We start from the raw sequence: 12,601 nt of genomic DNA on the forward strand, positions 1-12,601 counted from the left end.
ATAGCTTTCGCGGCGTTGCAACATCGACTGATCGAGCCGGCCCGTCATCTGTGGGCATGGAGCCGGTAGCGTAGCGGCGGCTTGCCGAAAGCGGTCCGGAAACGCGTCGCGAACTGCGCCTGGGACGGGTAGCCGCATTGCACTGCGACGTCCGAGAGCGGGACGTCGGTTTCGACGAGGAGCTTGCGGGCATGGCGCAGGCGCACGCCGTCATAATAGCGCTTGGGCGACATGCCGAACGCCTCGGCAAAAAGGCGTTCGAGCTGGCGGGTGGAGCAGCCGATCTCGCAGGCGATCGCGGTAACGGGGAGCGTCGCCTCGATATTGCGCTCCATCAGGGTCACCGCCCTGCGGACGGTCCGCGGCGTTGCCTGCGGGCTGCCGGCGGTGCCGCGCTGTTTCTCGTCGGAGGAGCGGATTCGGGCGTGGATCAAGAGGTCCGCGACGCTGTCGGCTTGGGCGATGCCGAATTGCACCGCGACGAGATAGAGGACCATGTCGATCACCGCGACGCCGCCTGAACAGGTGAGCCGGCGTCGGTCATGTACGAAGATCTCGGAGCGGACCTCCACCAGCGGAAAGGTCGCGGAGAAGGACGGCAGGTCGTCCCAGTGGACGGCGCAGCGATAGGTGTCGAGCAGGCCGGCGCGGGCCACCTGCCAGATGCCGGTCGAGATCGCGCCGATGATCGCGCCGCGGCTGTCGAGATCCCGCAACCACGCCCGCAAATGGCGCTCATTGTAGAGATGGCCGCCGATCCCGCCGCAGACGATGGCGATGTCGGCCTCGTCGTCATGCACGCCCGCCAGCAGCCTGTCGGGGACGATGCCGACATGGCTCGAGGCCGCCACGGTGTCCTGCAGCCCGTAGACGGTCCAGCTGTAGGCCTCGCGTCCCAGCGCCCGATTCGCCAGCCGGAGCGTGTCGACGACACTGGACAGGGCGAGCAGGGTGAAGTTCGGCAGCACGACAATGGCGACGCGGTATTCGCTCTGCATGCCTCACCCCTTGGCCTGGCCCTACCTTAGCAAGCCTTGAGGCGGTGGCCATCGCTGCAAGGCTGCGGACGGGCTTGACGGTGCAGCGCGGCCTTATAGGGTGGCCGCGATCGAGGTTCTCCGGATCGCATCCGGAGCTAAGAGGGAATTCGGTGAGGCGTATTCCGCCAAAGCCGAGGCTGCCCCCGCAACTGTAAGCGGCGAGCTCTCCGTCCATCGTCCACTGGCGCCGACAGCGCCGGGAAGGCCGGGCGGAAGCGGCACTGACCCGCGAGCCAGGAGACCTGCCCCGGTCGTCGAAGACGTCTTTCGGACGGGGTGTTCCGGAGCTGTGTGTCGATGGCGGCCATGCCTCCATCCATCCACGCCCCTGCGCAGCTCCCCGCCTGCCATCTCGGGGAGCGATGAGACCCATGTTCGTGAACACCGCCCGCGCTGTCGCGCAGAGCTTGACGGCTGCGCGCCGTCCCTTCTATCAGAAATGCAACATTGTTACATTCAAGGCTTGTCCCGTGCCGGCTACGCGATACATCACCCGCCTGCCGCTGGCGCCCGTCGCGGCGCTCCTCGGCACCCTAGTCGCGGGTGCCGCCTTGGCGGCGCCGACGCAATATCCGCTGACCCTGGAGAACTGCCGCGAGAGCGTGACCTTCGCCGCCCCGCCCAAGCGCGTCGTCGCGATCGGCCAGACCCAGACCGAGATCCTCTACGCGCTCGGTCTCGGCGACCGCGTCGTCGGCACCGCCGTCTGGTTTTCGCCGGTCGCCAAGCCCTATGAGGCGGTGAACGCCAGGGTGAAGCGCCTCGCCGACAACGATCCGAGCTTCGAGGCGGTGCTCGCCCAGGAGCCCGACCTCGTCACCGCGATGTTCGAATGGCATGTCGGGCCGAACGGAATCGTCGGCAAGCGCGACCAGTTCGCCAAGGTCAAGGTGCCAACTTACGTCTCGCCGACCGACTGCGTCGGCAAGGACAATTCCGGCGCCGGCGACGGCGTGCGCACCCAGATGTTCACGATGGAGCTGGTCTATCGCAACATCCGCGAGTTCGGGCAGATTTTCGACGTCTCCGATCGGGCCGATGCGCTGATTGCCGAGCTGAAGGCGCGCGAGGACAAGGCGGTGCAGGCTGTCGCCAGCCTCAAGGCCAGGGACGTGCCGGTCGTGGTCTGGTTCTCCAGCAAGGACATCAAGGGCGACGGCTTCATGGCCGGCAAGAACGGCGTGCCCGCCTATATCCTGTCGAAGCTCGGCGCCCGCAACATCATCACCACCAACGAGGAATGGCCGCTGGTCGGCTGGGAGAGCATCGCCGGCGCCAACCCGGCTGTGATCGTCACCGTGAAGATGGATCGCCGCCGCTTTCCGGCCGATGATATCGAGAAGAAGCTCGACTTCCTCAAGACCGACCCCGTCGCCAGCAAGCTCGACGCGGTCAGGAACAACCGCATCGTGATCCTGGATGTCGGCGCCACCCGCGCCGGGCTCGACACGGTCGACGGTATCGAGACGCTCGCCAAGGCGATCTCCGGCTTCGGCCTCTCTCCTTGAGCCACGCTGCCCACGGCCCGAACTGGCCGGCGCGGATCGCGATCGCGCTGGCCTCGCTCGTCGCGCTCACCGTTTCGGTGGCGCTGGCGGTGACGATCGGCGAGATGCGCATCCCGTTTGATACGGCGCTGCGCGCGCTCGGCAATGGGCTGTTCGATCTCGATTTCCCGGTCAGCGCGATCCAGCAGGGCGTGATCTTCGATTATCGCCTGAGCCGGGCGCTGATGGCGGGACTCGGCGGTGGCGCGCTGGCGCTCTCCGGCGCGATCCTGCAGGCTCTGCTGCGCAACCCGCTGGCGGAGCCCTATGTGCTCGGCATCTCCGCCGGCGCCTCGACCGGCGCCGTCGCGGTGCTGATCCTCGGCGTCGGCATCGGCGGCACGGCGTTGACGGTCTCGGCCGGCGCCTTCATCGGCTCCTGCGCCGCGCTCGCGGTCGTGGCGCTGCTGGCGACGGGGGCTGGCGGGGCGAGCGATCGCGTCATCCTCGCCGGCGTCGCGACCTCGCAGCTCTTCAACGCGGCGACGGCGACCATCGTCACGACCATGGCCAGCGCCGAGCAGGCACGCGGCGTGATGTTCTGGCTGCTGGGAAATTTCGGCGGCGTGCGCTGGCCCGATCTCTGGATCGCCGCGCCGGTCGCTTTCATCGGCTTCGGCATCTGCATGCTGCACGCCAAGGCGCTCGACGCCTTCGCTTTCGGTGTCGATGCCGCCGCCTCGCTCGGCGTGGCCGTAACGCGGGTGAAGGTCGTGCTTTTCGCCACCACGGCGGTGATGACCGCGGTGATGGTTTCGATCGTCGGCACGGTCGGCTTCGTCGGGCTGATCATCCCCCATGCTGCCCGCTTCCTCGTCGGCTCCGGCCATGCCCGTTTGCTGCCGGCCTGCCTTGTCGTCGGCGCGATCTTCATGATCCTCGCCGACATCCTCTCGCGCGTGCTGATCCCGCAGCAGATCCTGCCGATCGGCGTGGTCACGGCGCTGTTCGGCGCGCCGGTCTTCGCGCTCATCCTCTACCGCGCGAGGCGTTCCGTATGACGCTCGCGACTCGTGAGGTGTGCTGGGGCGCCGCCGGCCGGATGATCGTCGACGGGGTGACGCTGCAGGCGGCCCCCGGCCGGGTGCTCGGGCTGATCGGGCCGAACGGCTCGGGCAAATCGAGCCTGCTGCGGCTGCTCTGCAGGCTGCGCAATGTCGCGAGCGGGGTGGTCACGCTCGACGAGCGCGACATCGCTGCAGTGCCGCGGCGCGAGCTTGCGCGACGTCTCGCCTTCGTCGAGCAGCAGGCGACAACCGAGATTCAGCTCTCGGTCTGCGATGTCGTCCGGCTCGGGCGCACGCCGCATCGCGCGGCGCTGGCATCGTGGAGCGGCGCCGACGAGGCGGCGGTGAACGAGGCGCTGGCGCGGGTCGGACTCACCGAGCGGCATGACCAGTTCTGGCACACGCTTTCGGGCGGCGAGCGCCAGCGCGTCCATATCGCCCGCGCGCTCGCCCAGGAGCCGAGCGAGCTGATCCTGGACGAGCCGACCAACCATCTCGACATCCAGCACCAGCTCTCGATCCTCGGCCTGGTCCGCCGCCTCGGCATCACCTGCATCATGGCGCTGCACGATCTCAACCTCGCGGCGATGTTTTGCGACGAGATCGCATTGCTGCATGAGGGGCGGCTGCAGGCGGCGGGGACGCCGGACGAGGTCCTGACCGCAGAGGCGATCCAGCGCATTTTTGGCGTCGCGGTCTCGATCCGCACGGGAGCGTCGGGGCGCCGGCACATCGAATATCTCATCGAGACGGAACGGAGGCAGTCATGAAGCCGGCCGAGGCGCAGACCCAGGTTTCCGATTACTGGACCCGGCGCGCGCCGGCCTTCGACGGCGTCGCCTCGCATGTGGCGCAGGCCTCGCTCTGGCGCGACGTCCTAGCTGCCGCCTTCGAAGCGGAGGAGGTGAAGGATGTCGTCGACCTCGGCACGGGCACTGGCGCCTGTGCGCTGATCGCCGCATCGCTGGGGCATCGCGTGCGCGCCTGCGACGGCTCCGCCGGGATGCTCATAGTTGCCCGGCAGGCTGCCGCGGCATCCGGCTTCGATGTCGCCTTCGAGCAGGCTCTGATCGAGGAGGCCTCTTTAGAGCCGGGCTCGGCCGATATCGTGACTCTGCGCAATGTGCTGTGGACGCTGCCCGATCCGATGGCGTCGCTGCGCAAGGCTCAATCCATCCTGCGTCCGGGTGGGCTGATCCTGGTCTCGGACGGGCTTTGGTCGGTCGCGGCCCAATACCGCTCGACCTATCCCGAGACGCTCGCCAACAGCCTGCCGCGCCATGACGGGCTGACGGAAGACGATGCCCGGGCGATGCTGAGCGAAGCCGGCTTCGGCCCGGCGCGGAGCTGGCAGCATCTGTTTCCGGCCTCGCCCTATCCCGGCGACGTGCCGATGTTCGTGCTGACGGCGAAGAAGGGCTGACGCGTCCGCCGATGCGAACAGGGCCGGCAAAGGCTCGGCTGCTCGCGATCGTCCATGTCCGGCATGTGAGGGCCGGTCGCGCTTCCTGCTGACGAAGCGCGGTGCTGCTCGGCTTTGGCTGGGCGGCTCGTTGAGGGCTTTTCCTTTCTCCGCCCACCATCCATTCCAACCCGTTCCGTCCCGCCGGCGCCCGCTTGAGCCAGACTCCGGCGCAAGCTGCGCGGCCCCGTTTTGCCATTGTTGTCGACAGTATTCAGGTTTTAGAGTCTGGAGCGCTTGTCATTCCTGCGTTGATCTGCAATTTATGTCGACAATAATGGTGGTGGCATGAGCCGCCGCTGCGATGCGAGGGACGGTCTGGCGATGGCGAGTGGCAGCAACAACGAACGGCCGGCTCCGGACGGCGTCCTCGTCGATATCGCCGACTATGTGCTGGGCTATCGTGTCGACAGCGCGCTCGCTTACGAGACCGCCCGCAACTGCCTGATCGACACGCTCGGCTGCGGGCTGGAGGCGCTGGACTATCCCGCCTGCACCAAGCTGCTCGGCCCGGTGGTGCCGGGCACCGTCGTGCCGAACGGCGCGCGCGTGCCCGGTACGCCCTACCAGCTCGATCCGATCCAGGCCGCCTTCAATATCGGCACGATGATCCGCTGGCTCGATTTCAACGATTGCTGGCTGGCGGCCGAATGGGGCCATCCGTCCGACAATCTCGGCGGCATCCTCGCCGTGGCCGACTGGCTGTCGCGCAGCGCGGTCGCGGCCGGCCGTCCTGCCCTGACGATGCGCGACGTGCTGACCGCGATGATCAAGGCCCATGAGATCCAGGGCTGCCTGGCGCTGGAGAACGCTTTCAACAAGGTCGGCATCGACCATGTCATCCTGGTCAAGGTCGCCTCGACCGCCGTCGTGGCCGGCCTGCTCGGCTTGAGCCGTGACGAGATCGTCAATGCGCTCTCGCTCGCCTTCGTCGACGGCCAGGCACTGCGAACCTATCGCCACGCTCCCAATGCCGGCTCGCGCAAGAGCTGGGCGGCGGGCGACGCCACCAGCCGGGCGGTGAAGCTCGCCTTGATCGCCCGGACCGGTGAGATGGGCTATCCTTCGGCGCTCACCGCCAAGACCTGGGGCTTCTACGACGCCTCGTTCCGTGGCCAGAGCTTCAAGTTCCAGCGCCCCTACGGCTCCTATGTGATGGAGCATGTGCTGTTCAAGATTTCCTACCCGGCCGAGTTCCACTCGCAGACAGCGGTCGAGGCGGCGATGAGCCTGCATCAGCGCCTGCGTGAGATGGGCCGCAGCAGTGACGACATCGCCTCGATCCGGATCAGGACGCACGAGGCCTGCATCCGCATCATCGACAAGCGTGGGCCGCTGCATAACCCCGCCGATCGCGACCATACCATCCAGTACATGGTCGCCGTGCCGCTGATCTTCGGCCGGCTCACCGCCGCCGATTACGAGGACGACGTCGCCGCCGATCCGCGCATCGATGCGCTGCGCGACAGGATCGAGTGTGTCGAGGATCCCGCCTTCACCCGCGACTATCACGACCCCGACAAGCGCTCGATCGCCAATGGCATGACCGTGACGCTGAAGGACGGGACGGTGCTGCCCGAGCTCGTGGTCGAATACCCGATCGGCCATAAGCGCCGCCGCGCCGATGGCATCCCGCTGCTCGAGGCGAAGTTCCGCACCAATCTCGCCCGCCGCTTCGTCGAGAAGCGCCAGCGCCGGATCCTCGATGTCTCGCTCGACCAGGCGAAGCTCGAGGCGATGCCGGTCCACGACTACGTCGACCTCTACTGCAACTGAGCGCCCATGCCCTATCTCGTCGCCTCGGAACTGCCCAGCGAACCGGCCGGCCAGCGCTTCCGCGCGCTGGTCGAGCGCGGCGGCATCCTGCGCCTGCCCGGCGCCCATAACGGCATGGCGGCGCTTCAGGCCAGGGCGGCCGGCTTCGAGGGCCTCTATCTCTCCGGCGCAGCGATGACGGCGTCGATGGGCCTGCCCGATCTCGGCATCATCACCGTCGACGAGGTCGCCTTCTTCATCCGCCAGATCGCCCGCGCCAGCGGCCTGCCGCTGCTGGTCGACGGCGACACCGGCTATGGCGAGGCGCTCAACGTCATGCACATGGTGCGCGTCTTCGAAGAGGCCGGCGCCGGCGCCGTCCATATCGAGGACCAGCTGCTGCCGAAGAAATGCGGCCACCTCAACGACAAGAAGCTCGCCGATGCCCATGACATGGCAGCCAAGGTCGCAGCCGCCGCCAGGGCCCGCCGGCACCTCTACCTGGTCGCTCGCACCGATGCTGCGGCCAGCGAGGGCATCGACGGAGCGGTCGCCCGGGCGAAGCTCTATCTCGAGGCTGGCGCTGACGCGATCTTCCCGGAAGCGCTGAACACCGCCGAGATGTTCCGCGAGTTCGCCAGGCGCGTACCCGGCGTGCCGCTGCTCGCCAACATGACCGAATTCGGCCGCACGCCCTTCTTCACCGCCGACGAGTTCGAGGCGATGGGCTATCGCATGGTGATCTGGCCGGTCTCCTCGCTGCGCGTCGCCAACAAGGCGCAGCAGCGGCTCTATGCGGCGCTGGCCCGTGACGGCGGCACCCACGCCATGGTCGACCAGATGCAGACCCGCGCCGAGCTCTACGGAACCATCGGCCTGCACGACTACGAGGCGCTCGACGCCTCGATCATCGAGACGATCATCCCCGAGGGCATGCCGCAGCGCGGGCGCAGCACCTGACGACGATCACGGCACCCGCGCCCGGCGCGGCAAGAGACGACCAGCCGAACAAGGCGGCGTAATCGACAACGGGAGGGAGACGACGATGCTGAAGCGTTTGACGATGGCCGGCGCGCTGGTGCTCGGGCTTGGTGTGACGACGGCCTTCGCCGATCCGGCGAAGGTGATGATCCCCGCCAATCCCGGCGGCGGCTGGGACGGGGCCGGCCGCCAAACCATGGCGGCGTTCGCCCAGAGCAAGATCTTCACCGACGGCGCCTCCTTCACCAACAAGGGCGGCGCGGCCGGCACGATCGGCCTCGCCGAATTCGTCCGCACGGCGAAAGGCGACGACAACGCCCTGCTGGTGACCGGCGTGATCATGGTCGGCGGCGTCATCACCAACAAGACGCCAGTCTCGCTGGCCGATACGACGCCGCTGCTGCGGCTCACCAACGAATACAACGCCATCGCCGTTCCCGCGAACTCGCCGATCAAGACGCCGCAGGACTTCATCGCGGCGCTGAAAGCCGACCCGAGCGCGCTCTCGGTCGGTGGTGGCTCGGCCGGCGGCGCCGACCATGTCATGCTGGCGCTGCTCGCCAAGCACGCCGGCGCGCCGGTCGCCAAGATCAACTTCGTCTCGTTCTCTGGCGGCGAGATTCTCGCGGCGCTCGGCGGCGGCAAGATCAAGGCTGCGATCTCGGGCGCCTCCGAGTTCCGGCAGTTCGCGGAATCGGGCCGCATCCGGATCATCGCCGTCTCCGGGCCGACCCGTGTCGAGGGCATCAATGCGCCGACGCTGAAGGAATCCAGCATCCCGGTCGAGATCGGCAACTGGCGCGGTTTCGTCGGTGCACCCGGCATGAGCGAGGACGCCAAGAAGCTCTGGCTCGAGCGCTTCGCCAAGCTGCACGAGACGTCGGCCTGGAAGGAGACTCTGAAGACGCAGGGCTGGGAGGACGCCTATCTCCCCGGCGACAAGTTCAGCGCCTTCCTCAAGGAGGAGGAGGCGAACTGGACGAGCGCGCTCAAGGACGTCGGCATCCTCAAATAGTCGCCACGCTGCCGGCACGTGGCTGACGGTCGCGTGCCGCGCCCAATCGATTCCGGGGAGCGGACGATCATGCCAGGCGCACAAGAAGCAGAGGTGCGAGCTCGCCGGCGCAAGCCCTGGTGGCTGGGGCTCGCCCTGGCCATCATGGGCGCGCTCTGGCTCAACGGCGCGCGGAGCATTTCCTCGACCACCAACTATATCGGCCTCGGACCGGCGGCGATTGTGCTGGCCGTCGGCCTCGGCCTGACCGTGCTGGGCATTCTCCTGGCCCTCCAGGCGCTGCGCGGGGAGTTTGCAGCCGTCGACGACGAAGCCGAGGCGCCGCCCTCGCGCTCTGCCTTCCTGCTGGCGCTGGCCGGGGTCGCTGTTCCGTTGGCGACGATGCGCTGGCTCGGCTTTCCGCTCACGGCGATGCTGGCCTTCGCCCTCGTCACCCATGCCTTCGGCTCGCGCCGCACAGCCCTCGACCTGGCGATCGGTTTCGCACTCGGCAGTGCGGCCTGGCTCGGCTTCTCCCGCCTCGGCATCAGCCTCGGCGGCTTTCTGCCGCTGATCGGGTGAGGCGATGGACATCCTGAACCAGCTCATCGGCGGCTTTGCCGTCGCGCTGCAGCCGATCAACCTGTTCTGGGCGTTCGTCGGCTGCGCGCTCGGCACTGCCGTCGGTGTCCTGCCCGGCATCGGCCCGGCCCTGACCATCGCCTTGCTGATGCCGGTGACGGCGCAGGTCAACCCGGCCTCGGCCTTCATCATGTTCGCCGGCATCCTCTACGGGGCGCTCTATGGGGGATCGACCACCTCGATCCTCCTCAACACGCCGGGCGAGAGCGGTTCGGTGATGACTGCGCTCGAGGGCAACCGCATGGCCCGCAGCGGCCGCGGCGCGGCGGCGCTGGCGACGGCGGCGATCGGCTCCTTCGTCGCCGGCACGATCGGCACGCTCGCGCTCACCTTCCTCGCCCCGGCGATCGCCGAGCTCGCCTTCGTCTTCGGCCCCGAGGACTATTTCGCGCTGATGGTGCTCTCCTTCACCTCGGTCGCGGTGGTGATGGGGCGTTCGCTGGTGCGCGGCTTCGCAGCGCTGGTCTTCGGCCTCGCGCTCGGGACGATCGGCATCGATACCCAGACCGGCCAGACGCGCATGGTCTTCGGCATGCTCGAACTGCTCGACGGCGTCTCCTTCACCGTGGTCCTGGTTGCGCTCTTCGCCATCGGCGAGACGCTCTATGTCGCGAGCCGGCACGCCTCGGCACCGCCCGCGATCAACCCGCTCTCCGGCGGCCACTGGATGACCCGGCAGGACTGGGCGCGCTCCTGGAAGCCCTGGCTGCGCGGCAGCGTCATCGGCTTCCCGATCGGGGCGCTGCCGGCTGGCGGCACCGAGATCCCGACCTTTCTCTCCTATGCGCTGGAACGGCGCCTGACGCCGCATCCCGAGGAGTTCGGCCAGGGCGCGATCGAGGGCGTCGCCGGGCCGGAAGCGGCCAACAACGCCGCCGCCGCCGGCATATTGGTGCCGCTGCTGACGCTCGGCCTGCCCTCGACCGCGACGGCTGCGGTCCTGCTCGCGGCGTTCCAGAATTATGGGCTGCAGCCCGGGCCGCTGCTCTTCGCCACCAATCCCACCCTGCTCTGGGGCCTGATCGCCTCGCTCTATATCGGCAACCTGATCCTGCTCATCCTCAACCTGCCGCTGGTCGGCATCTGGGTCAGGCTGCTGCTGATCCCGCGCCAGTACATCTATGGCGGCATCGTCGTCTTCGCGCTCGTCGGCGTCTGGGGCCTGTCCACCTCCTGGATCGACCTTGCCCTGATGTGCGGGCTCGGCCTGATCGGCTATGTCGCCCGCGTCTACGATTTCCCGGTGGCGCCGGCGCTGATCGGCCTCATCCTCGGCCCGCAGGCCGAGATCCAGCTGCGGCGGGCGCTTGCCGTCAGCCAGGACGATTGGAGCGTGCTGGTCGGCACGCCGATCTCGGCCTCGCTGCTCGCCATCGCGGCGCTGGTCCTCACCGTGCCGCCCTTGCTCGCCTGGCGGCGCAGGCGCGCCGAGGAGGCCGTAGCACAGCCCGCCTCAGCCGGCTGACCGGCCACCGCGCCGTCGCGCCGCGGGCCTGGCGCTTTCGGCGCTGGCGAGTGCGGCCTGCAGCGCGGTGCGCGCTGCCCGGATATGGCGGCGCATCAGGATCTCGGCCAGCTCGCCGTCGCGATGGCTGATCGCCTCGGTGATGCGGATATGCTCGTGCCAGGCCTCGCGGCCACGGCCGGGGACGGTCGAATGCAGCCGCCGGCACAGGCGCAGCCGCGGATAGAACTGCTCGCAGAGCAGCTCCGCCAGGATGGGATTGCCGCTGCCCTTGGCGATCCGGCGGTGGAAATCGGCCTCGGGCTCGTCCTGCAGATAGGCGCCCGTCGGGTTGCGCTCGATCTCGCCGCGGTGCCCCTGGACCAGCGCCTCCAGCGCGGCGATCTCCGCATCGCTCATGCTTTCGGCCGCAAGCCGCGCCGCCATGCCCTCGGTCGCCTCGCGGACGTCGAGCAGCGCCAGGAATTCGTCGGCGCTGGGCTGGGCGACGCGCGCGCCCTGGTTGGTGACGTAGCTGACCAGCCCGCGTTCCTGCAGGCGGCGGATCGCCTCGCGGACAGGGGCACGGCTGACGCCGTAGCGGCGCGCGATCACCGGCTCGCTCAGCTTCTCGCCCGGGGCGATCGCCCCCGTCACGATCGCGCTGGTCAGGGCGTCATAGAGCTTGTCGCCAATTCCGGGCCTGCCAGCCGGAACCGGATCCGAAAGCTCCGCTGTGTCCGGCTCGCCGGTCATCGCCATCGCCATTGTCGCCTTGCCGAGAGATCATGATTCCGGGGCGCGCGGAGTATGCGCGATTGCCGGGGCAGGGGGCACCGGAAAATCGATTGCCGGCTTGCCGCGCCGGTTGCCCTGACGGCCATGGGCATGCGGGCTTGCGCCCATCTCTGCCTTGAAGGCGAAAATGAAGGCCGAGGCCGAGCCGTAGCCCAGTTCCATCGCGGTCTGCGTCACTGACATCCCGCCGCTGAGCAGCTCGATTGCCCGGAACAGGCGCAGGCGGCGTTTCCATGAGCGCAGCGGCGCGCCGATCTCGGCCTCGAACCGGCGCGTCAAGGTCCGGCTGGAGAGGCCGAGCTCCCTTGCCCAGTTCGCGGCGCTGCGCTCGTCGGCCGGATCGAGATAGAGCGCCTCGCAGAGCGCGGCGAGGCGGCTGTCGCGTGGCCACGGCAGGGCTGTCGGCAAGGCCGGGGCGCGGCGCAACTGGTCGAGGATCAGGGTCACCACCCGGCTGCCATAGCCGTCTGCGTGGCCCTGGCCTTCGATCGCTGCCGCCTCGACGATCAGGGCCTTGAGCAGCGGCGACACCGCCAGGACCGTCGGGGCGAGCGGCAGCCCGCTCCCGGCCTCAGTCGCGATCCAGAGGCTCCGGAACTCCGCGCCGAGCAGAGATCCCACGCGATGCGGCACGCCCGTCGGCAGCCAGGCCGCTTGGTCCGGCGAGGTGATGAAGGTCTGCCCGATCGTGGAGACGCTCAGCACGCCGTCGATCGCATAGACCAGCTGATGCCAGTCATGGGCGTGCTCCGGGAAATGATGCCGGGGCGGAATCGATTGCGCCCGCATCGTCATCGGTCGCGGCGGCAGGGCTTCCGGCGGGGTGGTGATGATCGACCAGCTCATGGTGTCTCTGTTTTGTCCGGTATTCTATAGTTTTTGGCAAAGCGTCGAAAGCAGGTCAGCTGGCTTTCTGATAGGCGAAGGGAAT

The 12,601-nt window shown here is 68.3% G+C and carries 12 protein-coding genes and 1 riboswitch; of the genes, 9 read left to right on the forward strand and 3 right to left on the reverse strand.

Annotation, left to right across the window (positions count from 1 at the left end):
• Positions 1 to 44: 44 nt before the first annotated feature.
• Positions 45 to 998 carry a GlxA family transcriptional regulator gene (locus AC3WLC_RS10790; protein WP_493683922.1) on the reverse strand — a complete coding sequence of 318 codons (954 nt, stop codon included), beginning with the start codon at positions 996 to 998 and terminating at the stop codon, positions 45 to 47.
• Between the two features lie 96 nt (positions 999 to 1,094).
• Positions 1,095 to 1,304, forward strand: a riboswitch (cobalamin riboswitch).
• A gap of 206 nt (positions 1,305 to 1,510) precedes the next feature.
• Here AC3WLC_RS10790 and AC3WLC_RS10795 point away from each other — a divergent pair.
• The 9 genes from AC3WLC_RS10795 (at position 1,511) to AC3WLC_RS10835 (ending at position 10,893) form a co-directional block, all read left to right on the forward strand.
• The gene (locus AC3WLC_RS10795; protein WP_493683923.1) at positions 1,511 to 2,548 is read left to right on the forward strand and encodes an ABC transporter substrate-binding protein; all 1,038 of its coding nucleotides are present in this window, start codon (positions 1,511 to 1,513) and stop codon (positions 2,546 to 2,548) included.
• Positions 2,545 to 3,588 carry a FecCD family ABC transporter permease gene (locus AC3WLC_RS10800; RefSeq protein WP_493683924.1) on the forward strand — a complete coding sequence of 348 codons (1,044 nt, stop codon included), beginning with the start codon at positions 2,545 to 2,547 and terminating at the stop codon, positions 3,586 to 3,588. The genes AC3WLC_RS10795 and AC3WLC_RS10800 overlap by 4 nt, the downstream gene beginning before the upstream one ends.
• A complete protein-coding gene (locus AC3WLC_RS10805) occupies positions 3,585 to 4,364 on the forward strand; it encodes an ABC transporter ATP-binding protein (protein WP_493683925.1) in 780 nt (259 codons plus the stop codon). Before AC3WLC_RS10800 ends, AC3WLC_RS10805 begins: the two co-directional genes overlap by 4 nt.
• A complete protein-coding gene (locus AC3WLC_RS10810; protein WP_493683926.1) occupies positions 4,361 to 5,017 on the forward strand; it encodes a class I SAM-dependent methyltransferase in 657 nt (218 codons plus the stop codon). The genes AC3WLC_RS10805 and AC3WLC_RS10810 overlap by 4 nt, the downstream gene beginning before the upstream one ends.
• A gap of 363 nt (positions 5,018 to 5,380) precedes the next feature.
• Positions 5,381 to 6,832 (forward strand): bifunctional 2-methylcitrate dehydratase/aconitate hydratase, encoded by a 1,452-nt coding sequence (locus AC3WLC_RS10815; RefSeq protein ID WP_493684538.1) that lies wholly within the window; start codon positions 5,381 to 5,383, stop codon positions 6,830 to 6,832.
• 6 nt (positions 6,833 to 6,838) lie between these two features.
• Positions 6,839 to 7,771 carry a methylisocitrate lyase gene (prpB, locus tag AC3WLC_RS10820; protein WP_493683927.1) on the forward strand — a complete coding sequence of 311 codons (933 nt, stop codon included), beginning with the start codon at positions 6,839 to 6,841 and terminating at the stop codon, positions 7,769 to 7,771.
• An 85-nt stretch (positions 7,772 to 7,856) separates the two neighbouring features.
• Positions 7,857 to 8,807 (forward strand): Bug family tripartite tricarboxylate transporter substrate binding protein, encoded by a 951-nt coding sequence (locus tag AC3WLC_RS10825; RefSeq protein WP_493683928.1) that lies wholly within the window; start codon positions 7,857 to 7,859, stop codon positions 8,805 to 8,807.
• Between the two features lie 69 nt (positions 8,808 to 8,876).
• Positions 8,877 to 9,368 carry a tripartite tricarboxylate transporter TctB family protein gene (locus AC3WLC_RS10830; RefSeq protein WP_493683929.1) on the forward strand — a complete coding sequence of 164 codons (492 nt, stop codon included), beginning with the start codon at positions 8,877 to 8,879 and terminating at the stop codon, positions 9,366 to 9,368.
• 4 nt (positions 9,369 to 9,372) lie between these two features.
• The gene (locus tag AC3WLC_RS10835; protein WP_493683930.1) at positions 9,373 to 10,893 is read left to right on the forward strand and encodes a tripartite tricarboxylate transporter permease; all 1,521 of its coding nucleotides are present in this window, start codon (positions 9,373 to 9,375) and stop codon (positions 10,891 to 10,893) included.
• Here AC3WLC_RS10835 and AC3WLC_RS10840 read toward each other — a convergent pair.
• Complete coding sequence (locus AC3WLC_RS10840; RefSeq protein ID WP_493683931.1) at positions 10,882 to 11,634, reverse strand: GntR family transcriptional regulator; 753 nt, start codon at positions 11,632 to 11,634, stop codon at positions 10,882 to 10,884. The genes AC3WLC_RS10835 and AC3WLC_RS10840 overlap by 12 nt on opposite strands.
• A gap of 24 nt (positions 11,635 to 11,658) precedes the next feature.
• Positions 11,659 to 12,516, reverse strand: a complete 858-nt coding sequence (locus AC3WLC_RS10845; RefSeq protein WP_493683932.1) for an AraC family transcriptional regulator — start codon at positions 12,514 to 12,516, stop codon at positions 11,659 to 11,661.
• Positions 12,517 to 12,601: the final 85 nt, after the last annotated feature.

This window comes from Allobosea sp. GW821-FHT03A12, from assembly GCF_058986765.1.